The following is a 21,630-nucleotide window of genomic DNA, read 5'->3' on the forward strand; positions in this document are numbered from 1 at the left end:
GAGCTCTACAGGCCCTCGGCGCCGCGGTTGCGCAGGCGCTGGCCGTACTGCTGGAGCACCCAGAGCTCCTCCTGGACCGCCGCCAGTTGCTCCGGCGGGGCCTGGGAGCCCAGGCGCGACATCGTGCCCTGGATCTCGTGGACCCGGCGGTCGACAGCGCGCAGCCGGACCTGGACCAGCTGGACCCCCGCGTACACCTCGTCCACCGTCTTGGTGTGGATGGCCTCGACCGCCAGCTCGGTGACGAGCGCGCGGACCGTGTCGTTCGGCGCGGCGTCGCGGACCCGGGCCAGGTAGTCGTCGGTGCCCAGGGAGGCGCCGCCCGCGGCCTGGATGGCCTCGCGGACCGCCCCGTACGGAGGGGCGGTGAACTCGTCCACCCCGTACGCGTCGAAGGCCGGCGAGACCAGGGCCGGCCGCTGCAGCGCCAGCTTGAGCAGCTCACGCTCGGTGCGGTGTGCCGGGCTGCGCAGGTTCAGCGCCGGTCCGCCCACAGCCGGGCCGGAGGGCGCCGGCGCAGCCTCGTACGGCGCGTGCGAGGACCGGCCGCGGCCCTGCTGCTGCCCGCCGGGCTGGTTGCCCCGGTCCCGCGCCCAGCGCGCCAGCTGTGCGACCCGCTTGACGACGAACTGCTCGTCCCGGATGCCCAGCATCCCCGCGAGCTGGACCGCCGACTCGTGCTGGATCGCGATGTTCTTGATGTTGGCGACGACCGGGGCCGCCTCGTCCAGCGCGGCCGCCCGGCCCGCCGGGTTCTCCAGGTTGTGCCGGGCCACGATGTGCCGCAGCGCGAACTCGAACAGCGGGGTCCGCGCCTCCACCAGCCCGGACACCGCCGCGTCCCCCTGCGCCAGGCGCAGGTCGCACGGGTCCATGCCACCGGGGGCGATGGTGATGGAGGTTTCGGCGGCGAACTTCTGGTCGTCCTCGAAGGCGCGCAGCGCGGCCTTCTGGCCGGCCGCGTCGCCGTCGAAGGTGAAGATCACCTCGGCCGTCGCGTTGTCCATCAGCAGGCGGCGCAGGATCTTGATGTGGTCGCCGCCGAAGGCGGTGCCACAGGTCGCGATCGCGGTCGTCACGCCCGCCATGTGGCAGGCCATCACGTCCGTGTAGCCCTCGACCACCACGGCCCGCGAGGTCTTCGCGATCTCCTTCTTCGCCAGGTCGATGCCGTACAGCACCTGGGACTTCTTGTAGATCGCCGTCTCCGGCGTGTTCAGGTACTTCGGCCCGTTGTCGTCGTCGCGCAGCTTGCGGGCGCCGAAGCCGACCACCTCGCCGCTGATGTCGCGGATCGGCCACATCAGCCGGCCGCGGAAGCGGTCGATGGGCTTGCCGCTGCGGCTGTCCTGGGCCAGGCCGGAGGTGATCAGCTCCTTGTCGCTGAAGCCCTTGCCGCGCAGGAAGCGGGTCAGGTGGTCCCAGCCGGCCGGGCTGTACCCGACGCTGAAGTGCTCGGCGGCGGCCTGGTCGAAGCCGCGCTCCGCCAGGAACCTGCGGCCGATCTCCGCCTCGGCGCTGCCCAGCTGCTCGACGTAGAACTGGGCGGCCGCCTTGTGCGCCTCGACGAGCCGGATGCGCTCGCCGCGCCCGCTGGTGCCGGCGGTGTAGCCGCCCTCCTCGTACCGCAGGGTGATGCCGGCCTGCCCCGCGAGGCGCTCGACCGCCTCCGAGAACGACAGGTGGTCGATCTTCATGATGAAGTCGAGGGTGTCCCCGCCCGCCTGGCAGCCGAAGCAGTGGTAGAGACCCTTGCTGGGGCTGACCTGGAAGGACGGGGACTTCTCGTCGTGGAAGGGGCAGAGGCCCTTGAGGTTGCCGCCGCCCGCGTTGCGCAGTTGGAGGTAGTCGGAGACCACGGCGTCGATCGGGACCGCGTCCCGTACCGCCTTCACGTCGTCGTCGTTGATCCGTCCTGCCACCCGTGAAGTCTACGGCCGGGCGCCGGCAAACCCGTCAGGCCCCCTCGGCCGGCAGCAGGGAGTCAAGCGGAATCGATGGGTCCGCCAGCGCCTCGCGGTTGACCTGTGCCTTCGACCGGATCAGGGCCTGGATGTGCTCCGTGACATCCCACACATTCACGTTCATTCCGGCCAGCACCCGCCCGTCCGACAGCCAGAACGCGATGAACTCCCGCTTGGCCGCGTCGCCGCGGATCAGCACCTGGTCGTAGCCGCCCACCGGGGCGTACCCGGAGTACTCGAGGCCCACGTCGTACTGGTCGGAGAAGAAGTACGGCACCCGGTCGTACGACACCTCCTGCCCCAGCATCGCCCGCGCCGCGGCGGGGCCGCCGTTGAGCGCGTTCGCCCAGTGCTCGACCCGCAGCCGGGTCCCGAGCAGCGGGTGGTGCGCGGCGGCCACGTCCCCGACGGCGAACACGTTCGGGTCGTTGGTCCGCAGCGAGGCGTCCACGGCGATGCCTCCGCCGTGCTGCCGGTCGACCAGGGCCAGCCCGGAGGTCTCGGCGAGCGCGGTCCGCGGCGCCGCCCCGATCGCCGCCAGCACGGCGTGCGCCGGGTGCTCCTCCCCGTCGTCGGTCCGGGCCGCGAGCACCATGCCGTCGTGCCCGATGATCTCGGTGAGCCGCGAACCGAAGTGGAAGCGGACCCCGTGCTCGGCGTGCAGGTCCCCGAAGAGCCGGCCGATCTCCGGGCCGAGCACCGCGTGCAGCGGGGTGGCCAGCGACTCGACCACGGTGACCTCGGCCCCGTATCCGCGGGCCGCGGCGGCGACCTCCAGACCGATCCAGCCGGCCCCGGCGATCAGCAGATGCCCGTTGTCCCGGCCGAGGGTGGCCAGTACGCCCTTCAGCCGCTCGGCGTGGGCGAGCCGGCGCAGGTGGTGCACCCCGGCCAGGCCCGTTCCGGGGATGTCGAGGCGGCGCGGCTCGGCCCCGGTGGCCAGCAGCAGCTTGTCGTAGTGCAGCGCCGTGCCGTCGCCGAGGACCACCTTCCTGGCCTCCCGGTCCAGGTGGACCGCGGGCTGGCCGAGGTGCAGCTCGACATCGGCCCGGGCGTACCAGGACGGCTCGTGGACGAAGACGCTGTCGCGCTCCTCCTTGCCCTGGAGGTACCCCTTGGACAGCGGGGGCCGTTCGTAGGGATGGTCGCGCTCGTCGCCGATCAGGATCACCCGCCCGGTGAACCCCTCGGACCTCAGCGTCTCGGCCGCCTTAGCTCCGGCAAGCCCTGCGCCGACGATGACGAATGTCCGGTGTGCGTCGACCACCTGATGCCTCCTCATAACCTTTCCGCCACATGCGACCACATGCGAGCGTCCCGCACTGAGCCTGCCGCGTGAAGGGGGAGTGGCCCGATCGGCTCACCCTTCGGACCGGCGCGTGCGCCGCGTGAGCCGGGCGTGCAGGGAGCGCGCAGAGGCGTCCGTGAGCGCCGCGATCTGGTCGATGACCGCGCGTTTGCGGGCTCTGTCGTCGGGCGCGGTGTCGAAGATCGCCCGGAACTGCGGGTCCAGTCCCTCGGGTGCGCGGGCGCTGAGCGCCTCGGCGAGTTCGGCCAGGACGATGCGCTGGTCGGCGCGCAGCCGCTCCTGCTCGTCGCGCTGCATCACGTACAGATCGGCGACGGCCTTGAGGACCGCGCACTCGTTGCGCGCCTCGCGCGGGACGACCAGCTCGGCCGCGTACCGGGTCAGCCGGCCGGACCCGTACGCCTCGCGGGTGGCGCCCTCGGCGGCCAGGCAGAACCGGCCGATCAGCTGGCTGGTGGCGTCCTTGAGACGGGCCTGGGCGACGGCCGATCCGTCGTACCCGTGCGGCCACCACTCCTGCTCCATCAGCCGGTCGAGAGCCTCGCGCAGCTCCTCCGGCTCGGTGTCGGCCGGCACGTAACGGCCGATCGCGACCCGCCAGATGGCGGTGCGCTCGGGTTCGGCGAAGAGGAGGTTGGGGTCGAGGTGTCCGGCGTGCAGGCCGTCCTCGAAGTCATGGACGGAGTAGGCCACGTCGTCAGACCAGTCCATCACCTGGGCCTCGAAGCACTTGCGGTCCGCGGGCGCGCCGCGCCGCAGCCACTCGAAGACCGGCAGGTCGTCGTCGTACGCGCCGAACTTGACCGAGTCGGGGTCGGTGGGGTGGCCGCCGCGGGCCCACGGGTACTTGGTGGCGGCGTCCAGGCAGGCCCGCGTGAGGTTGAGCCCGACGCTGACGAGCTCGCCGGTGGTCGGGTCCGGCACGAACCGCTTCGGCTCCAGGCGGGTCAGCAGGCGCAGCGACTGGGCGTTGCCCTCGAAGCCGCCGCAGTCCTTGGCGAACTCGTTCAGCGCCTCCTCGCCGTTGTGCCCGAAGGGCGGGTGGCCCATGTCGTGCGAGAGGCAGGCGGCCTCGACGAGGTCGGGATCGCAGCCGAGGGCCGCGCCGAGCTCGCGGCCGACCTGGGCGCACTCCAGGGAGTGCGTCAGCCGGGTGCGCGGGCTGGCGTCCCAGTCGTACGAGCGGCTGCCGGGGGTGACCACCTGGGTCTTCCCGGCGAGGCGGCGCAGCGCGGCGGAGTGCAGTACACGGGCCCGGTCGCGCTGGAAGGCGGTCCGGCCGGGCCGTTTGTCGGGCTCGGCGGCCCAGCGCTCGGTGTCGGAAGCGTCGTAAGGGCCGTTCGGGTCGAGGTGACGGACGGGTGCGCTGGCGGTGCCTTCCATGCCTTCCATGCTCAGACGGTAACCGGAAGCACCGACAATGCGACCAATCTGAGCAATCCGCGCCAACGCGGTCTTTATGCGGTGGCCAGTTTCAGGGGGGTCAGGGCGGCCGGGGCGGCCAGGGGGCTCTGCTGCCGGGCCAGCGCCTCGTCGTAGCGCTGGAGTACGAGGCGGGCCAGGGCCGGGTGGTCGCCCAGCGGGGCGGCCGCCGGGCCGGGCGCGGCGGCGGCGCTCTGCGCGGCGAAGCGGCCGGGGGCGGTGAAGTACGAGGCCACGGCGATCCGGTGGTGGCCGCGGGCGGCGAGGGCGCGGACGGCGTCGGGGACGGTGGGGGCCGCGGCGGAGGCGTAGGCCGGTACGACGGCCGCGCCGCCCAGGCGTTCGGAGAGCAGGGCGGCGGTGCGGCGGGTGTCGGCCGCCGACTCGGGGTCGCGGGAGCCGGCGGCGGCGAGTACGACGGCCGTACTCGCGCCGGGGGCCCAGCCGGCCTCGATGAGGCGCTCGTACAGGGCCTCGACCAGCAAGGGATGCGGGCCGAGCGGGGCGGCGACGCGGGTGTCGAGGTGGGCGGCGCGGGCGGCCGCCGCAGGGAGGTCCCGCTTGACGTGGTGGCCGCGGCCGAGGAGCAGCGGGACGAGCACGGCCGCGCCGGTGGTGTCCGCGAGGGTCTCGCCGAGCAGCGGCCGGTTCAGTTCGACGTGTCCGAGCCGGACGTCGAGGCGGGGCCGGAGCTCGCGGATCCGGTCGAGGAGGGCCAGGACGGTGGGGAGGGCGCGGGGGTCGCGGCTGCCGTGGGCGACGGCGACGAGGGTGGGCTGCATGGGCGGACTCCGTCGGACCGGCCCCCCGCGGTGTGCCATGGGCGCAGTCCGCTGAGCTGCATGCCGAGTTGGGTGGTGATCCGGGTCAGCAGCTCCGTGGCCGTGGCGGGGGGAAAGGGGAAGGACAGGGACTCGGGAGGGTGCACCAGCTCCGTCATGAACCGATCCTGCGGGCCGGAGGTTGCGTGGGCATTGCGCGGGGGTGACGGGTGTTTTCCGTGTGCTCACCCGCTCATTCGTCCGAGTGAAAGGCGGGGGAGGGGGAACTGGGGGCCGGGCGTAGATCGTCAATGTGTGCGAACGACGTGTGGCGCAACGGGGGGATCGACCATGAAGCTGAAGCTGATGCCGGGCTGGACGGGGGCGGTGGCGGGGCGGCGGCGGGCCGTCCAGGCGGTGGTGGCCGCGTTCGTGCTGGCGCTGCTGCCGTCGGCATGGACGCATGCGGTGGCCGCGGACCGGCTGCGGAGCACGGCCGATGCGCCGGCCACCGAGGTGGCGGTGGTGTTCGGGGCGGGGCTGTGGAACGGGCGGCCGACCCCGTATCTGGCCAGACGGCTCGATGCGGCGGCCGAGCTGTACCGGACCGGCAAGGCCAAGGTCGTGCTCGTCACCGGGGACAACAGCCGCACCGAGTACGACGAGCCCGACGCGATGCGGACGTACCTGACCGCCCACGGGGTGCCGGGCGACCGGATCGTCAGCGACTACGCCGGCTTCGACACGTGGGACTCCTGTGTCCGGGCCAAGGAGATCTTCGGGGTGAAGCGGGCCGTGCTGATCAGCCAGGGCTTCCACATACGCCGGGCCGTCGCGCTGTGCGATGCGGCGGGCGTGGAGGCGTACGGGGTCGGGGTGGACGACGAGCACGACTCGACCTGGTACTACGGCGGCACGCGCGAGGTCTTCGCGGCCGGCAAGGCAGTGCTGGACGCGGCCTTCAAGCCGGAACCGCGGTTCATGGGGCCGAAGGAACCGGGGGTGTCGCGGGCCCTGGGTGCTCTGGCAAACTGACGCGCCGTCGGCTGTCTATGCCGATTAGTCATACACGAGTGGGTCCGTCTCGCTGTCAGGGGTGTGGAACCGTGGCTGTTGTGGATCTGAGCGGCAAGGCCGTCGTCATCACCGGGGGAGCCCGGGGGCTGGGCGCGGCGGCAGCGCAGGCCGTCGTGGACGGCGGCGGCAGTGTGCTGATCACCGACGTGCTGGAGGCGGAGGGCGCGGAGACGGCCGAGAAGCTGGGCGGCGCGGCGCGGTTCCTGCAGCACGACGTCACGAGCGAGGCCGACTGGCAGGCCGCCCTCGACCACGCGGTGGCCGAGTTCGGCCGGATCGACGGGCTCGTGAACAACGCCGGCATACCCACCGGGCAGCTCCTGGAGCACGAGAGCGTCGAACACTTCCGCCGGGTCGTCGAGATCAACCTGGTCGGCACCTTCATCGGCATCAAGACCGCGATACCGCTGCTGCGGGCGAACGGCGGCGGCTCCGTCGTCAACATCTCGTCCGCGGCCGGGCTCACCGGTCTGGCGCTCACCGCGGGGTACGGGGCCTCCAAGTGGGGCGTGCGCGGCCTGTCGAAGATCGGCGCGGTCGAGCTCGCCGAGGCGAGGATCCGGGTCAACTCGGTGCACCCGGGGATGACGCTGACCCCGATGACCGCCCCGGTCGGCATCCAGCCGGGCGAGGGCAACTTCCCCGGCGCCCCGATGGGCCGCGTGGGCGCCCCGGAGGAGATAGCCGCGGCGGTCGCCTTCCTCCTGTCCGACGCCGCCGCGTACATGACCGGCGCCGAACTCGCGGTGGACGGCGGCTGGACCGCCGGCCTGACCGTCCGGACCCTCACCGGCCAGTAGCAGCGGCCCCGACCGGACGCGGCCGGCTCCGCCGGGAGGCAGCGGCAGGCAGCGGTGGGCGTCGACCGGGCGACGGCGGCCCTCACGGCTGTCCGGCGGGCCTCACCGGGCGTCCGCGGGCACGCTGAGGTGCCCGTACGGGAGGTGTAACCGGAGGCGGCGGCCCGCGTAACACCGCCGCCGCAGGCTGGGCCGTATGCACACCCCGGACTCCGCCACCGCCACGCACTGCCCGTACTGCGCGCTGCAGTGCGGGATGAACCTCCGCCCCGAGCCGGGCGGCGCGAGCGTCGTGGTGGAGGAGCGGGCGGATTTCCCCGTGAACCGGGGTGCGCTGTGCGGCAAGGGGCGTACCGCCCCCGCCGTGCTCTCCTCCCGGGTGCGCCTGACCGGGCCGCTCGTCCGCACCCACGCCGGACGGCTGGAGCCGGCCACCTGGGAGGAGGCCCTCGACACCGTCGCCGAGGGCCTCGCGCGCACGGGCCGTACGCACGGGCCCGACGCCGTCGGCGTGTTCGGCGGCGGCGGGCTGACCAACGAGAAGGCCTACGCGCTCGGCAAGTTCGCCCGGGTCGCCCTGCGGACCTCGCAGATCGACTACAACGGCCGCTTCTGCATGTCCTCGGCCGCAGCAGCCCACCAGCGCGCCTTCGGACTGGACCGCGGACTCCCCTTCCCCCTGGAGGACATCCCGCGGACCGGCTGCGTCATCCTCGTCGGCTCGAACCTCGCCGAGACCATGCCGCCCGCCCTGCGCTACCTCACCGAGCTCAAGGCGAACGGCGGCACGCTGATCGTCATCGACCCGCGCCGGACCCGGACCGCCGAGCAGGCCGACCTGCACCTCGCCCCCCGCCCCGGGACGGACCTGGCCCTCGCGCTGGGCCTGCTGCACCTGGTCGTCTCCGAAGGCCGCACCGACGAGGAGTTCATCGCCGAGCGGACCACCGGCTGGGAGGAGGCCCGGGCCGCGGCGATGGCGCACTGGCCGGAGCTGGTGGAGCGGATCACCGGTGTGCCCGTTCCGAAACTCCGCGAGGCGGTCTCGCTGTTCTGCGCACCGTCCTCCGCGATGGTCCTGACCGCCCGCGGGCCCGAGCAGCAGTCCAAGGGCACCGACACCGTCGGCGCGTGGATCAACCTGTGCCTGGCCACCGGCCGCGCCGGCCGCCCGCTCTCCGGGTACGGCTGCCTCACCGGCCAGGGCAACGGCCAGGGTGGCCGCGAGCACGGCCAGAAGGCCGACCAGCTCCCCGGCTACCGCAAGCTCACCGACCCCGCGGCGCGGGCGCACGTAGCCGAGGTCTGGGGCGTCGACCCCGACAGCCTGCCCGCCCCCGGCCGCAGTGCGTACGAACTCCTCGACGCCCTCGGCACAGAGGTGAAGGCCCTCCTCCTCATGGGCTCCAACCCGGTGGTCTCGGCCCCCCGCGCCGCCCACATCGAGGACCGCATCCGCTCCCTGGACTTCCTGGCGGTGGCGGACGTGGTCCTCTCCGAGACGGCGGCCCTCGCCGACGTGGTCCTCCCCGTCACCCAGTGGGCGGAGGAGACCGGCACCACCACCAACCTGGAGGGCCGCGTCCTGCTGCGCCGCCGCGCCCTGACCCCGCCGCCGGGGGTGCGCACCGACCTGGAGGTCCTGCACGGGCTGGCATCCCGCCTCGGTATCGAGAAAGGCTTCCCCACCGCCCCCGAGGAGGTCTTCGAGGAGCTCCGCCGCGCCTCGGCCGGCGGCCCCGCGGACTACTCGGGCATCTCCTACGCCCGCATCGAGGCCGAACAGGGCGTCTTCTGGCCCTGCCCGGACGACTCCCACGCCGGCACCCCGCGCCTGTTCCTCGACCGGTTCGCCACCGACGACGGCCGGGCCCGCTTCGTCCCCGTCTCCCACCGCGACGCGGCCGAGATCCCGGACGCCGAGTACCCCGTCCTGCTCACCACCGGCCGCGTGGTCGCCCAGTACCAGTCGGGTGCCCAGACCCGCCGCGTGGACGAGCTCAATGCGGCCGCCCCCGGGGCCTTCGTGGAACTCCACCCGCGCCTGGCGTCCCGTATCGGCGTGGTCGACGGCGCCCCGCTCGCGGTCGTCTCCCGCCGCGGCCGCGCCGTGGCCCCGGCCCGCATCACGGACACCATCCGCGCGGACACGGTCTTCATGCCGTTCCACTGGCCGGGCGAGGGCCGCGCCAACTCCCTGACCAACTCGGCCCTGGACCCCATCTCCCGCATGCCGGAATTCAAGGTCTGCGCGGTCCGCGTCGAGCCGGCGCAGGAGGGCACCTAGCCGAATGCCGGGCGGCGCAGCGCCTCGACCAGCCGCTCCACGAAGGCCGCCTCGCCGGCCGATGCCGGGTGGGGGTACTCGGTCTCGAAGTGCTCCCACTCCGTGCCGGGGTACGCGGCCTCGGCCAGGTTCGCGAAGTCCTGCAGCTCCACCTCCCGGTTGGGCATCGGCCATTCGCCCGCCAGCCGGAACACGTCCTGGAGCAGCCCGTAAGGCAGCGGGCACCACTCGGCCGGCAGGACCGCGTCGTAGAGGTCCTTGCCCTGTGGATGCCCGTCACTGAGGATCCACAGCAGCTTCCAGGCCGGCGAGAGCGCGGGCGACGCAGCCGGTACGAGGGCCCCGCAGTCGAGTTCGACCGGCACCGGCTCCGCCGGGAGGTGCTCGTTGAACACGAAGTCCGGCTGTACCTGCCCGGCCGGCAGCCCCGGCACGGACCAGGGCAGGCACCATCCGCCGCCCCGGCACCCGGTCGTACGTCCAGATGTCCTCGCAGACCGCACCGACGCCGAGACCCCGGCACGCCCGTCGGCCGCCGTTGCAATGCCGTCCAGCATCCGCGCGCTGAGCCGCGTACTCATCGCGCTCCCGTTCCCATGGCCCCGCCGCTCATGCGGCTGCCCCCTCCACGATCCAGCCGTCGTCCACCGACAGGTTGCTGTCGTACAGCACGAACTCCCGCTCCTCCGAGTGGATTTCGTACCCGGCCGAGCCGAGCGCAGCGGCCAGCGCGTCGCACGCCGCCGTCGCCCCCGCCGCCGTGCCGCGCCACCGCTGGGTCACGAACCGCTCGTGCGCGCCCCCGGCCAGGACCCGCCGCGCGTTCCACGACAGGTGGGCACCGTGCGGGGTATCGATCTTCTCGGACATGCGTCCGGTCCGCATCGGGATTCCCGGCGGGGGGTAACCATCCGGTCACGCACCGGACTCAGAAAGTGCTCGCACGCCCCTCGTGGCAGTGATGTGTCGTACCCCACACTGAGGTGCGGTGCCCCCGTCCTCGGAGCCCTGGAGGTCGCCCCCGTGCAGACCCAGATCCTGACCGTCAACGTGAGCCCGCCCGCCCATGACCCCGAGGCCACTGCGGGTGAAGAGCCCGAGGTCGACGCCGTGGACGAGGAGCCCGAAGAGCCCGAGGTGCTGGAGCTGACCGAGCAGGTGCCCGAGCCGCGCCGGCGCGCGGACAGCGGCGGAGCGAGCCCTTCCGCCGACCTGTTCCGGCAGTACCTGCGCGAGATAGGCAGGATCCCGCTGCTCTCCGCCGCCGAGGAGGTCGAGCTCGCGCGCCGCGTCGAAGCCGGACTCTTCGCCGAGGAGAAGCTGGGCAACACCCCCGGCCTCGACCTGCGGCTCGCCCTCGACCTCGACAAGCTCGTCGTCATGGGGCGCATGGCCAAGAGGCGGCTCATCGAGTCGAACCTGCGGCTCGTCGTCTCCGTCGCGAAGCGCTACGTGGGCCGCGGGCTCACCATGCTCGACCTCGTGCAGGAGGGGAACCTCGGGCTCATCCGGGCCGTTGAGAAGTTCGACTACGCCCGCGGGTACAAGTTCTCCACCTACGCCACCTGGTGGATCCGGCAGGCCATGTCGCGGGCCCTCGCCGATCAGGCCCGCACCATCCGCGTGCCCGTGCATGTCGTGGAGCTGATCAACCGCGTCGTGCGCGTACAGCGCCGCATGCTCCAGGAACGCGGGTACGAGCCCACCGCCGAAGAGGTCGCCGTCCACCTCGAGCTGACCCCCGAGCGGGTCCTGGAGGTGCTGCGCCTTGCCCAGGAGCCGGTGTCGCTCCACGCGCCGGTCGGCGAGGAGGACGATGTCGCCCTCGGCGATCTGATCGAGGACGGGGATGCGGCCTCGCCCATGGAGTCCGCGGCGTTCTTCCTGCTCCGCGAGCACCTGGAAGCCGTGCTGTCGACGCTCGGCGAGCGCGAGCGCAAGGTCGTGCAGCTGCGCTACGGCCTGGCCGACGGCCGGCCCCGCACCCTGGAGGAGATCGGACGGATCTTCGGCGTGACGCGCGAGCGGATCCGGCAGATCGAGTCCAAGACGCTCAACAAGCTGCGCGACCACGCCTTCGCCGACCAGCTCCGCGGCTACCTGGACTGAGTACGGAGAAGGGGTGCCCCCTGTTGAGAGGGCACCCCCTGGCACCACCGGCGAACGGCACGACGGCCGACGCTAGTCGACCTCGGCCACCGCCTGCGCGAACTGCGCCGCGTACAGCCGCGCGTACGCGCCGTCCGCCGCCAGCAGCTCCTCGTGCGTGCCCTGCTCCACGATCGAGCCGTTCTCCATCACCAGGATCACGTCCGCATCGCGGATCGTGGACAGCCGGTGCGCGATCACGAAGGACGTACGGCCGTGCGCGAGTCGGGCCATCGCCTTCTGGATCAGCACCTCGGTACGGGTGTCCACCGAGCTCGTCGCCTCGTCGAGCACCAGGATCACCGGGTCCGACAGGAACGCCCGGGCGATGGTGATCAGCTGCTTCTCGCCCGCGCTGACGCCCGCGCCCTCGTCGTCCAGCACGGTGTCGTAGCCGTCCGGCAGGGTGCGGATGAACCGGTCCGCGTGGGCGGCCCGCGCCGCCTCCTCGATCTCGGCGCGCGTGACCTCGCGCGACGCACCGTAGGCGATGTTCTCCGCGATGGTGCCGCCGAACAGCCACGTGTCCTGGAGCACCATGCCGATGCCGCTGCGCAGTTCCTCGCGGGTCATCTTCGCGATGTCCACCCCGTCGAGGGCGATCTCGCCGCCCGTGACCTCGTAGAACCGCATCAGCAGGTTGACCAGCGTGGTCTTGCCGGCGCCCGTCGGGCCGACGATCGCGACCGTGTGGCCGGGCTCGACGCTCAGCGACAGGTTCTCGATCAGCGGCTTGTCCGGCTCGTACCGGAAGGCCACCTTGTCGAGCGTGACCTGGCCGCGCAGCTGCTCCGGCTGCTCCGGCACCTCGGCGTCCGGCTCCTGCTCCTCCGCGTCCAGCAGCTCGTACACCCGCTCCGCCGAGGCGACACCGGACTGGACCAGGTTCGCCATCGACGCGACCTGCGTCAGCGGCATCGAGAATTGGCGCGAGTACTGGATGAAGGCCTGCACGTCACCGATCGACAGGGTGCCCGAGGCCACCCGCAGACCGCCGACGACCGCCACCAGCACGTAGTTGATGTTCGAGATGAAGAACATCACCGGCTGCATGATCCCGCTGACCAGCTGCGCCTTGAACGAGGCCCGGTACAGCGCCTCGTTCTGCTCGGCGAAGACGGCCGCGGACTCCTTCTGCCGGCCGAAGACCTTGACCAGCGCGTGGCCCGAGTACATCTCCTCGATGTGCGCGTTGAGCGCGCCCGTGGACTTCCACTGCGCCACGAACTGCGGCTGCGACTTCTTGCCGATCTTCGCCGCGACGAAGACCGAGACCGGAATGGTCAGCAGGGCGACCAGCGCCAGCAGCGGAGAGATCCAGAGCATCATCGCCAGCACGCCGACGATCGTCAGCAGCGAGTTGAGCAGCTGACCCATCGTCTGCTGCAGCGTCTGCCCGATGTTGTCGATGTCGTTGGTGGCCCGGCTGAGCACCTCACCGCGCTTCTGCCGGTCGAAGTACGACAGCGGCAGCCGCGACAGCTTCCCCTGCAGCTCCTCGCGCATCCGGTACACGGTGCCGTTCATGATGTGGTTCGACAGCCGCGTCGCGACCAGCATCAGCAGACCGGCGAGGGTGAAGACCACCAGCGCCCAGATCGCCACGACCCCGACGGCACCGAAGTCGATGCCCTCGCCGGGGGTGAAGTCGGTGCCGGACAGCATGTCCGCCGTGCCGCCCTCGCCCTTGGCACGCAGCCCGTCCAGCGCCTGCTGCTTGGTGATCCCGGCCGGCATCTGCCGGCCGACGATGCCCGCGAACACCAGGTCGGTGGCCTCGCCGAGGATCTTCGGGCCGATGACCGAGCAGCCGACGCTGCCGACGACGGCGACGACCATGCCCCACAGCTTGGCCCGGTCGTGCGCGATCTGGCGCAGCAGCCGTTTGCCCGAGCCCTTGAAATCCAGGGACCGCTCGGCCGGCCCCATCATCATCCGTCCTCCGGGCCCGCTCATGCGGCCTCCGCCTCCGTCAGCTGGGAGAGCACGATCTCCCGGTAGGTCTCGTTGTCGGCCATCAGCTCGTGGTGGCGCCCCTCGCCCACGACCTGGCCCTCGTCCAGCACGATGATCCGGTCGGCGTCGCGGATCGTGGAGACCCGCTGCGCGACGATGACCACCGTCGCGTCCTCGGTCTCGCGGGCGAGCGCCGCGCGCAGCGCCGCGTCCGTCGCGTAGTCCAGGGCCGAGAAGGAGTCGTCGAAGAGATAGATCTCCGGGCTCTGCACCAGCGTGCGGGCGATGGCCAGGCGCTGGCGCTGGCCTCCGGAGACGTTCGTTCCGCCCTGGGTGACGGGCGCGTCCAGACCGCCCTCCAGTTCGGACACGAAGTCCCTCGCCTGCGCCACCTCGAGCGCGTGCCACAGCTCCTCGTCGGTGGCGTCGGGACGCCCGTACCGCAGGTTGGAGGCGACGGTTCCGGAGAAGAGGTACGGCTTCTGCGGGACCATGCCCACCGTCTTCGCCAGTAGCTCCGGCTCGATGCGGCGGACGTCCTCCCCGTCGACGAGCACGTGGCCGCCGGTCGCGTCGAACAGCCGGGGAACCAGGCCCAGCAGCGTGGACTTGCCGCTGCCGGTGGAGCCGATCACCGCCGTGGTCTCGCCGGGGCGGGCCACCAGGTCCACCCCGCGCAGCACCGGGGCCTCGGCGCCCGGGTAGCGGAAGTCGGCGCCGCGCAGCTCCAGCTGCCCGCGGGCGAGGAGCCCCCGGACCGGGTCGACGGGCGGGACCACACTGGACTCGGTGTCCAGGACCTCCTGGACGCGCTCGGCGCAGACCTCGGCGCGCGGCACCATCATGAACATGAAGGTGGCCATCATCACGGACATGACGATCTGCATCAGGTAGGCGAGGAAGGCCGTCAGCTGGCCGATCTCCATGCCGCCGCTGTCGATGCGCATCGCGCCGAACCAGATGACGGCGACGCTGGAGATGTTCACGACCACGATCACGGTCGGGAACATCAGCGCGAGCAGCTTGCCGGCTGCGAGGGAGACCCCGGTCAGGTCCGCGTTGGCATCCCGGAACCGGTCCTTCTCGTACTCGTCGCGGACGAACGCGCGGATGACGCGGTTGCCGGTGATCTGCTCGCGCAGCACCCGGTTCACGGTGTCCAGGCGGACCTGCATCTTCCGGAACAGCGGCCGCGTCCTGAAGACGATCGCGCCGACCGACAGGCCGAGGACGGGGACCACGGCCAGCAGGACGCCCGACAGCTTCACGTCGAGCGAGAGGGCCATGGCGATGCCGCCGATGCACATGATCGGCGCGGAGACCATCAGCGTGAAGGTCATCAGCACGAGCATCTGGATCTGCTGCACGTCGTTCGTCGTACGGGTGATCAGCGAGGGCGCACCGAACTGGCCGAGCTCCCGCGCGGAGAAGCTCTGCACCCGGTCGAAGACGGACGCGCGGATGTCGCGGCCGACGGAGGCGGCGGTACGGGCGCCGAAGTAGACGGCGCCGATGTTGCACCCGAGCTGGACGAGGGAGACGCCGAGCATCAGGGCGCCGAAGCGCAGGATGTAGCCGGTGTCCCCGCTGACGACACCGTTGTCGATGATGTCCGCGTTCAGCGTGGGGAGGTAGAGGCTCGCACTGGTCTGCAGCAGTTGCAGCAGGACCAGGAGGGCGATCGGTTTCCGATACGGACTCAGATGGGTCCGCAGAAGTCGTATGAGCACGCGCAGGCTCCGGTCGGCAGTTCGTGGGGTTCACCCCATCTTCGGCCACCCCGGCTCCGATCCCCACCGCTTTTCGCAAAGGCCGGTCAAAAGGAGTAGACCGGCCGCGGGTCCTACTGCGACGGCAGTAGGACCAGCGCCCGAGAGGAGGACGGCTCTACCCCTGGAATGCCCCGGGGTGGATCTGCTCCCGCGTCGCGATGTACTGCTGGCGCACCGCCTGCCAGGCCGGGTACTCCTCGCCCGGCTCGAAGACCTGTGCCGCCGGGCCCGGCCACACCGGCGGGTTGTGCGGGGCCAGCGTGCCCTGCTGCACCCCGAGAGCCCAGGCCGCCTGGCGCGCAGCGCCCAGCGCCGCGTAGTCGGCCGGCGCCGGAACGACGATCTGCGTGCCGAACAGCCCCGGAGCTGCCGTCTGTACGGCGGGCAGCTCGGCCGCCGCGCCCAGCAGGAACACCCTGCGGATCTCGACCCCGCGCGAACGCAGCACGTCCAGTGCATCGACCAGCCCGCACAGCATGCCCTCGAACGCGGCCCGGGCCAGGTGCTCCGGCTTCATCGAGTCCCGGCGCAGCCCGGACAGGGTCCCGGCGGTGTGCGGCAGGTTGGGCGTGCGCTCACCCTCCAGGTACGGGAGGAGTACGAGCCCGTGCGCGCCCGGCGTCGACTTGAGCGCGAGCGCGGACAGCCCCTCGAGATCGGTGCCCAGCAGCTCGGCGGTGCCGCGCAGGGCCCGTACGGCATTGGAGGTGTTCACCACCGGCAGGTGCATGCCGCTGGCGTCGGCCAGCGAGGTGATCAGCCCGCCCGGCTCCGACAGCGCCTCGTGGTGCACGGCCATCACCGAGCCGGAGGCGCCCAGCGAGACGACCGCGTCGCCGGGCCCGAGGCCCAGACCGAGCGCGGCGGCCATGGTCTCCCCGGTGCCCGCGGAGATCAGCAGCCCCTCCGGGGTCATCCCGGCGGCCTCGGCCGGCCCGAGCACCTCGGGCAGCAGCGCCATGTGCCCGAGCGCCAGCTCGACCAGGTCGGGGCGGTACGAACCGGTGGCCGCCGACCAGTACCCGGTGCCCGAGGCGCCGCCCCGGTCGGTGGTCCGCCGGGCGGGGCGGCCCAGCAGCTGCCAGACCAGCCAGTCGTGCGCGGACATCAGCACGGCCACCCGCCGGGCCGCCTCCGGCTCGGCGCGGGCCAGCCAGGCCAGCTTCGCCACCGGCTGCGCGGACTGCGGGACGGACCCCACGGCCTCGGCCCAGGCGTGCCGGCCGCCGAGCGCCTCGATGAGGTCGGCGGCGGCGACCTGGCCGCGCTTGTCGTTGCCGACGAGGGCCGGACGTACGAGGGCGCCCTGCTGGTCCAGGGGCAGCAGTCCGTGCTGCTGCGCGGAGACCCCTATGGCCTGGACCCCTTCGAGGAGCCCGCCGCCGGCGGCCTCGCCGAGGGAGAGCAGCCAGGCCTGCGGGTCGGTCTCGTGGGCGTGGACGCTCTCGGGATCGCCCGCCGGCTGCGGATGGGGTGCGTACCCCTGGCGCAGCACGGCACCCGTGTCGGTGTCACAGACGACGATGCGAGTGAAGGCGGAAGAACTGTCCAGCCCGGCGACTATCCCCATACGGAGAATTCTGCCGCACGCCGGGCCGGGATCCGCCGCCCGGAGGCGCCGGATCCCGTCCGGCTCCAGGGGAACCTTCCGGCTCAGGTGTTGCTGGTGCCCCAGTCGTCCTCGGAGCCGCCGCCGGCCCGGTCGCGCAGACCCCGTACCCGCCCGGCCAGGGAGGCGGGGACCGCGTTGCCGACCTTGTCGCTCACGGCGGCGAAGGCCTTCCCGGCGTACTCGCGGCCCGTCTGGCCGGCGGACTCGGCGGCATTGCGCACCGCCGGGTTCTGCGCGATCTCCCGCGCGGACTTCTTCATCTGCTCGTAGCGCTCGCGCCCCGCGCGGGTTCCGAGCACGTACCCGAGGGCCAGTCCGACCACGAACGTGACCTTGTACCGCATGCCTGCCACCCTTCGTCGTGTGGTGCCCGGCCGGCTGGCGATACCGATTGGCGGAGCACCCCCCTGCTTGCGCTAATCTATGACTCGCAACGGGCGCTCGCCCCCCGGCAAGGCCGGAGGTGGGCTGTTCGGCGCACCGCAGCAATCCCCTGTAGCTCAATTGGCAGAGCAGCCGGCTGTTAACCGGCAGGTTACTGGTTCGAGTCCAGTCGGGGGAGCGCAGTCCCCTGTAGCTCAATTGGCAGAGCAGCCGGCTGTTAACCGGCAGGTTACTGGTTCGAGTCCAGTCGGGGGAGCGTGAAAGAAGAGGACCTCGTGCGGGTCCTCTTTCTTTTTGCCCTGGTCCTGGAACCGGGCAGCCCTCAGAACGGTCTCCCTCAGCAGGCGAAGCCGATCATGCGAGGCATCCGAGGCAGGAGATCGTATGAGCGGCTATGCTGCGGCAGACGGCGCGCACACATGTACGCGCCACGCCGTGAAGGGGCGGTAGCTCAGCCGGTTAGAGCAGCGGACTCATAATCCGTCGGCCGTGGGTTCGAGTCCCACCCGCCCCACTGCACCCCAGGTCAGAAGAAACGTTCTGACCTGGGTTTTTTTGTTTGCTGTCAGTCGGTGGCGAAGGGGTTGTGGCCGCGACTCGGGCGCCATCGCCCCCCAGGGGACGAGCCAGGGGACGAGCCAGGGGACAGGCGTCGGCGGCCCGGTGAACCCGGATTTGTTCCGGCTTGGGTGTGGTCACGGTGACTGTGCTGGGCGGGCGGTGGTGAGGGCCGAGGGGGCCAGTACCCACAGCAGGGCCCTGCCGGTCAGGGGCGTGGTGGCGATCAGGGTCAGGTAGACCTCGATCAGCGATCCGTCGCCGGTGAGGACATTGAGATCGGCGGCCCATCGGGAGAGCAGGAAGATGACGGCGTCGACGATGAGCCAGGAGGCGAGGTTCGCTCCGATCCACCACTTCCAGCGCGTGGTGACCTTGCGGAGGACCAGTGACTGCGACAGGCCCAGCAGTGGCCCCAGGGCCAGACTCTGACTGGCGGCCAGCAGGTACGCCGTCGAGACCGTCTGGTGGGAGTCCTGCGCGCCGATCACGGCGGGCATGATCACCACCAGCCATGCGAGCAGCGCCGGACCGACGTTGGAGGTGACCCACACCTTGCGGGGCACGGGGACCCGCTCCCTGACGACCAGCCATTGCAGTGCTCCCAGGACCCCGCCGAACAGCGCGGCGCCCAGGGTCGCGATCACGAGCGCGAGGATCACGTTGTGGCTGGCCAGGTTCATGTGGAGGACGTCGTTGCCCAGCAGGACCAGCAGGAACCCGACGGTCAGGACGGTGATGAAGGCGAGCGTGTTGTAGCCGATCCACCGCCGGTACAGGCGGACGTCCCACCCGCCGGTCGATGGTTTCCGGTGGCTGGAGCCGGAAGCGGTCATCACCCACTCCTCGGTGACTACGGGGCCGTACGGGCCGTTCTTATGATCGGACCCGGATCGCCCCGGACCCGGTTCGCGACACCGTGCGCCCCTTCCGGTTCCTCTCGCGGCCACCCTTGTGGCCCCACCCGAACACTTGCCGCGCCGATGGGCTGCGGACAGGCGCGCGGCCATGCCGGTGACCTCCTGGTGCGCCTGCCGCGCAGCACCCGTAGCAGCGGAGAGATTGAAGTCAGGGCATGTGCCGAGGTCGGGGTGGAGTCGTGAACGGGAACTCGCGTGGTCGCCGACGGCAGGCACTGCTGGCCTCGGTGCGCTCGCTGGTGACGGCAACACTCCTCGTCACCGCCTACTACCTGATGCCCATGGACTCGGCCTTCACGGCCACCACCGTCCTCGCTCTCGTCATCGGTATCGCGGCTGTGGCAGTGCTCCTGGCCCTGCAGATCCACAGGATCACGCTGTCCCCGCGGCCCGGGCTGAAAGCCATGGAGGCCATGGCGATCACCGTGCCGCTGTTCGTCCTGCTGTACGCCACGGCCTGCTTCCTGCTGGAGCACAGCGAGCCCGGCAGCTTCAGCGAACCCCTGTCGCGCACCGACGCGCTGTACTTCGCGATGACCGTGTTCAGCACGGTCGGGTTCGGGGACATCACCGCGCGCAGCGAAACCGCCCGGCTGCTGACGACGGGACAGATCACGCTGAATCTGCTGCTGCTCGGTGTCGCGGCCCGGCTCCTGGCCAACGCGGTCCAGCGAGGCCGGCAGCGCCACGGCCTCGACGAGAGCGACAGCACGCCGCCGCCCCGGTGACCGAGAGGCGAGAACACGGCACCCCCGGAGCAGGCTCGGTGCGTGAATCCCTCGCGCACCGGGTCTGCGGGTAAGCCGTGTCCACTCGCGGCTCATCGCTGGGATTCGTGGAGAAGATCCTGCCGCACATCCGTAAGCCATTGACGCAGCCGCACGCCCTGTGGCGGGAGAATGCTGAGCCCAAGCGTCGCCGCCGACTTCTTGAGCAGTTGATCCGATTCGTTGAGGGTCAGGAATTCGTGAATCTCGTCCGCCACCTGCCGGAGGTCAATCTCAGAAGTGTCCGAAGCGTAGTCATCCATGTTGGCTGGTTGGTGACCCGGATCGGTTCGAGGACGCCGACACGTTCGACATCGACCGCGCACCCAACGCCCATCTGTCCTTCGGCGCCGGCCGCCACTACTGCCCGGCCTCGGCCATCTCCCGCGTGCACGCGGCAGAGGCCCTCGGCGCGCTCCTGGAACGCCTGCCCGGGCTGCGGCTGGCGCTGCCCGTCGACCAGCTGGTCTGGCGGACGGGCAACATCAAAAGGGTTCCCGAACGGCTCCACGTCCTGTGGTGAGACCGGGCAGAGGCCCCGGGGTCCGCAACGGGCCGGAGCCGGGTGCGTCTGCCGGGGCGTCTGCCGGGGCTAGAAGTTCTCCGTTTCGTCCGCCAAGTGGCGCAGTACGTCGTTCAGGTCCTGGCGGCGGGCGAATGCCGCGCGTTGGCGGTGGGCGCCCGAGCCGTCGCGCAAGAGGCCTGCCAGGGTCTTGGCCGCGTGGTCGAGCTCGCCCGACGCCGCCAGTTCCGGGGCGACCAGTTCCAGCAGGGCCTCCGCCAGGTCCGCCGCCGGGAGTTCGGCCCCCGTGTACGGGTCGAGGCCGAAGCCCTCCAGCCCGTCGTGGGCCGCCCGCCAGCGCGCGAGACGCAGTACGTCGTCCCGCAGCGCAGGTTCGGGACGCTGCTCCGCGATGTCCCGCAGGATGGTCGCCACCAGGGCGCGGACCAGCTCGGCCTGGAGGATCGCCGTGTCGATGTCCGGGGACATGTCGGGCGCCCGGATCTCGAGCGTCGGCCAGTGCCCGGACGGGCGGAGGTCCCAATAGACCATCTTCGTGTCCAGGGCCGCCCCGGAGCCGAGCAGGGTCTGCACCGAGCGCCGGAAGTGGGCCGTGGACGTGAAGTGCGGGGGCAGGCCCGCCGAGGGCCAGCCCGACCAGGCCATCGCCCGCCAGCTGGCGTGACCGGTGTCACGGCCGCCCCAGAACGGCGAGTTGGCGGCCAGCGCGATCAGCGTGGGCAGCCATGGTCTGACCCGGTTCGACACCGCCACCGCCGTGTCCACGTCGAGGGTGCCGATGTGGATGTGGCGGCCGCAGCTGACGAGGGTGTCGGTGAGCGCGCCGAAGCGGCGGTGCTGCTCGCGCTGGCGCGGCTCGTCGTCGGTCAGGTGCAGCGGCCCTTCCACGGCCACGACCGGCGAGGGCGCGGCCAGCAGCCGGCAGCCGTGGGCGCGGGCCGCCCGGGCGAGGGTGCGCCGCAGGATGGCGAGCTCCTCGCGCAGGACGGGCGCCGAATCGGCGACCGGGGTGGAGATCTCCACCTGGTAGCGGGTGCCCTCGGGGTGCACTTCGTGGGGCAGGCCCGCGGCGGTGGCCAGGACGAGCGGGGCGGCCGGGACCACCCGGAAGGTGCGGGCGTCGACGAGGAGGAACTCCTCCTCGACGCCGACGGTCAGCGGGGCCGTGAGAGGGGTCGCGTGGACGCCGTTGTCCCCGCTGCCGGTGCTCGTGGTGCTGTTGCCAGGTTCGATCACTACGCCTCCCTGGACATACGAGTCTTTTCATCATGAGCTGAACACGAGGCGAGGAGCGCACGCCGATTCAGTCAAATGTCCTGTGACAGTGGCGAGTTACCGGCAAGGCCCGGCCCGGTCTGAGACCGCGGATC

General features: G+C 71.7%; 19 protein-coding genes and 3 tRNA genes. 9 read left to right on the plus strand and 13 right to left on the minus strand.

Annotation, left to right across the window (positions count from 1 at the left end; genetic code table 11):
* Nucleotides 1-5: 5 nt before the first annotated feature.
* From dnaG to OHT74_RS26080, 4 genes are all read right to left on the minus strand, one after another.
* On the minus strand, nt 6-1,922 hold the full coding sequence (gene dnaG / locus OHT74_RS26065) for a DNA primase (RefSeq protein WP_328621551.1): 1,917 nt from the start codon (nt 1,920-1,922) through the stop codon (nt 6-8).
* 34 nt (nt 1,923-1,956) lie between these two features.
* On the minus strand, nt 1,957-3,231 hold the full coding sequence (locus OHT74_RS26070; RefSeq protein WP_328621552.1) for an NAD(P)/FAD-dependent oxidoreductase: 1,275 nt from the start codon (nt 3,229-3,231) through the stop codon (nt 1,957-1,959).
* A 93-nt stretch (nt 3,232-3,324) separates the two neighbouring features.
* Nucleotides 3,325-4,665, minus strand: a complete 1,341-nt coding sequence (locus OHT74_RS26075) for a deoxyguanosinetriphosphate triphosphohydrolase (RefSeq protein ID WP_266667250.1) — start codon at nt 4,663-4,665, stop codon at nt 3,325-3,327.
* 65 nt (nt 4,666-4,730) lie between these two features.
* On the minus strand, nt 4,731-5,516 hold the full coding sequence (locus tag OHT74_RS26080; RefSeq protein ID WP_266667252.1) for a sirohydrochlorin chelatase: 786 nt from the start codon (nt 5,514-5,516) through the stop codon (nt 4,731-4,733).
* Nucleotides 5,517-5,807: 291 nt separating this feature from the next.
* On the opposite strand from OHT74_RS26080, the gene OHT74_RS26085 reads away from it, so the two are divergent.
* The 3 genes from OHT74_RS26085 to OHT74_RS26095 all read left to right on the plus strand — a co-directional run bounded on the left by OHT74_RS26085 (nt 5,808) and on the right by OHT74_RS26095 (nt 9,620).
* Nucleotides 5,808-6,491, plus strand: a complete 684-nt coding sequence (locus tag OHT74_RS26085) for a SanA/YdcF family protein (RefSeq protein ID WP_328621553.1) — start codon at nt 5,808-5,810, stop codon at nt 6,489-6,491.
* Between the two features lie 71 nt (nt 6,492-6,562).
* Nucleotides 6,563-7,333, plus strand: coding sequence for a glucose 1-dehydrogenase (locus tag OHT74_RS26090; protein WP_443047554.1), 771 nt, complete (start codon nt 6,563-6,565; stop codon nt 7,331-7,333).
* 196 nt (nt 7,334-7,529) lie between these two features.
* On the plus strand, nt 7,530-9,620 hold the full coding sequence (locus tag OHT74_RS26095) for a molybdopterin oxidoreductase family protein (protein WP_328621555.1): 2,091 nt from the start codon (nt 7,530-7,532) through the stop codon (nt 9,618-9,620).
* Here the strand turns inward: OHT74_RS26095 and OHT74_RS26100 are convergent.
* Together OHT74_RS26100 and OHT74_RS26105 are read right to left on the minus strand one after the other, a co-directional pair.
* On the minus strand, nt 9,617-10,201 hold the full coding sequence (locus tag OHT74_RS26100) for a hypothetical protein (RefSeq protein WP_328621556.1): 585 nt from the start codon (nt 10,199-10,201) through the stop codon (nt 9,617-9,619). The genes OHT74_RS26095 and OHT74_RS26100 overlap by 4 nt on opposite strands.
* Before the next feature lie 28 nt (nt 10,202-10,229).
* Nucleotides 10,230-10,490, minus strand: a complete 261-nt coding sequence (locus tag OHT74_RS26105) for a hypothetical protein (protein ID WP_328621557.1) — start codon at nt 10,488-10,490, stop codon at nt 10,230-10,232.
* A gap of 93 nt (nt 10,491-10,583) precedes the next feature.
* Here OHT74_RS26105 and OHT74_RS26110 point away from each other — a divergent pair, with 93 nt between their 5' ends.
* Nucleotides 10,584-11,729 carry an RNA polymerase sigma factor gene (locus OHT74_RS26110; RefSeq protein ID WP_443047556.1) on the plus strand — a complete coding sequence of 382 codons (1,146 nt, stop codon included), beginning with the start codon at nt 10,584-10,586 and terminating at the stop codon, nt 11,727-11,729.
* 72 nt (nt 11,730-11,801) lie between these two features.
* Here OHT74_RS26110 and OHT74_RS26115 read toward each other — a convergent pair whose 3' ends face one another.
* The 4 genes from OHT74_RS26115 to OHT74_RS26130 form a co-directional block, all read right to left on the minus strand.
* Nucleotides 11,802-13,724: an ABC transporter ATP-binding protein gene (locus tag OHT74_RS26115; protein WP_328621558.1), complete on the minus strand. Its 1,923-nt coding sequence runs from the start codon at nt 13,722-13,724 to the stop codon at nt 11,802-11,804.
* Nucleotides 13,721-15,454, minus strand: a complete 1,734-nt coding sequence (locus tag OHT74_RS26120; RefSeq protein ID WP_266667264.1) for an ABC transporter ATP-binding protein — start codon at nt 15,452-15,454, stop codon at nt 13,721-13,723. Before OHT74_RS26120 ends, OHT74_RS26115 begins: the two co-directional genes overlap by 4 nt.
* 157 nt (nt 15,455-15,611) lie before the next feature.
* A complete protein-coding gene (locus OHT74_RS26125; RefSeq protein ID WP_328621559.1) occupies nt 15,612-17,066 on the minus strand; it encodes an FGGY family carbohydrate kinase in 1,455 nt (484 codons plus the stop codon).
* 83 nt (nt 17,067-17,149) lie between these two features.
* Complete coding sequence (locus OHT74_RS26130) at nt 17,150-17,452, minus strand: YtxH domain-containing protein (RefSeq protein WP_266667268.1); 303 nt, start codon at nt 17,450-17,452, stop codon at nt 17,150-17,152.
* A gap of 145 nt (nt 17,453-17,597) precedes the next feature.
* Here OHT74_RS26130 and OHT74_RS26135 point away from each other — a divergent pair.
* The 3 genes from OHT74_RS26135 to OHT74_RS26145 all read left to right on the plus strand — a co-directional run bounded on the left by OHT74_RS26135 (nt 17,598) and on the right by OHT74_RS26145 (nt 18,006).
* Nucleotides 17,598-17,670 (plus strand) — tRNA-Asn (locus OHT74_RS26135).
* 5 nt (nt 17,671-17,675) lie between these two features.
* A tRNA-Asn gene (locus tag OHT74_RS26140) sits at nt 17,676-17,748 on the plus strand.
* A gap of 184 nt (nt 17,749-17,932) precedes the next feature.
* Nucleotides 17,933-18,006 (plus strand) — tRNA-Ile (locus OHT74_RS26145).
* A 181-nt stretch (nt 18,007-18,187) separates the two neighbouring features.
* On the opposite strand, the gene OHT74_RS26150 is transcribed toward OHT74_RS26145, so the two are convergent.
* Nucleotides 18,188-18,886: a hypothetical protein gene (locus OHT74_RS26150; RefSeq protein WP_328621560.1), complete on the minus strand. Its 699-nt coding sequence runs from the start codon at nt 18,884-18,886 to the stop codon at nt 18,188-18,190.
* A 263-nt stretch (nt 18,887-19,149) separates the two neighbouring features.
* On the opposite strand from OHT74_RS26150, the gene OHT74_RS26155 reads away from it, so the two are divergent.
* Nucleotides 19,150-19,698 (plus strand): potassium channel family protein, encoded by a 549-nt coding sequence (locus tag OHT74_RS26155; protein WP_328621561.1) that lies wholly within the window; start codon nt 19,150-19,152, stop codon nt 19,696-19,698.
* Nucleotides 19,699-19,790: 92 nt separating this feature from the next.
* Here OHT74_RS26155 and OHT74_RS26160 read toward each other — a convergent pair whose 3' ends face one another.
* Nucleotides 19,791-20,000 carry a contact-dependent growth inhibition system immunity protein gene (locus OHT74_RS26160; RefSeq protein ID WP_328621562.1) on the minus strand — a complete coding sequence of 70 codons (210 nt, stop codon included), beginning with the start codon at nt 19,998-20,000 and terminating at the stop codon, nt 19,791-19,793.
* A gap of 125 nt (nt 20,001-20,125) precedes the next feature.
* Here OHT74_RS26160 and OHT74_RS26165 point away from each other — a divergent pair, with 125 nt between their 5' ends.
* Entirely contained in the window at nt 20,126-20,260 is a 135-nt protein-coding gene (locus OHT74_RS26165; RefSeq protein ID WP_266994314.1) for a hypothetical protein, read from the plus strand.
* A gap of 69 nt (nt 20,261-20,329) precedes the next feature.
* Here the strand turns inward: OHT74_RS26165 and OHT74_RS26170 are convergent, their stop codons facing one another.
* Entirely contained in the window at nt 20,330-21,496 is a 1,167-nt protein-coding gene (locus tag OHT74_RS26170; protein ID WP_266667278.1) for a carboxylate-amine ligase, read from the minus strand.
* Nucleotides 21,497-21,630 lie beyond the last annotated feature (134 nt).

Origin of the sequence: Streptomyces sp. NBC_00354 (genome assembly GCF_036106915.1) — a bacterium.
Taxonomy (GTDB): domain Bacteria; phylum Actinomycetota; class Actinomycetes; order Streptomycetales; family Streptomycetaceae; genus Streptomyces.

Coding starts and splice junctions, on each gene's coding strand:
- OHT74_RS26100 (WP_328621556.1), bottom strand. CDS start 10,201: ATGAGTACGCGGCTCAGCGCGCGGATGCTGGACGGCATTGCAACGGCG.
- OHT74_RS26085 (WP_328621553.1), top strand. CDS start 5,808: ATGAAGCTGAAGCTGATGCCGGGCTGGACGGGGGCGGTGGCGGGGCGG.
- OHT74_RS26075 (WP_266667250.1), bottom strand. CDS start 4,665: ATGGAAGGCATGGAAGGCACCGCCAGCGCACCCGTCCGTCACCTCGAC.
- OHT74_RS26150 (WP_328621560.1), bottom strand. CDS start 18,886: ATGACCGCTTCCGGCTCCAGCCACCGGAAACCATCGACCGGCGGGTGG.
- OHT74_RS26095 (WP_328621555.1), top strand. CDS start 7,530: ATGCACACCCCGGACTCCGCCACCGCCACGCACTGCCCGTACTGCGCG.
- OHT74_RS26105 (WP_328621557.1), bottom strand. CDS start 10,490: ATGTCCGAGAAGATCGATACCCCGCACGGTGCCCACCTGTCGTGGAAC.
- OHT74_RS26080 (WP_266667252.1), bottom strand. CDS start 5,516: ATGGCACACCGCGGGGGGCCGGTCCGACGGAGTCCGCCCATGCAGCCC.
- OHT74_RS26160 (WP_328621562.1), bottom strand. CDS start 20,000: ATGGATGACTACGCTTCGGACACTTCTGAGATTGACCTCCGGCAGGTG.
- OHT74_RS26130 (WP_266667268.1), bottom strand. CDS start 17,452: ATGCGGTACAAGGTCACGTTCGTGGTCGGACTGGCCCTCGGGTACGTG.
- OHT74_RS26125 (WP_328621559.1), bottom strand. CDS start 17,066: ATGGGGATAGTCGCCGGGCTGGACAGTTCTTCCGCCTTCACTCGCATC.
- OHT74_RS26115 (WP_328621558.1), bottom strand. CDS start 13,724: ATGAGCGGGCCCGGAGGACGGATGATGATGGGGCCGGCCGAGCGGTCC.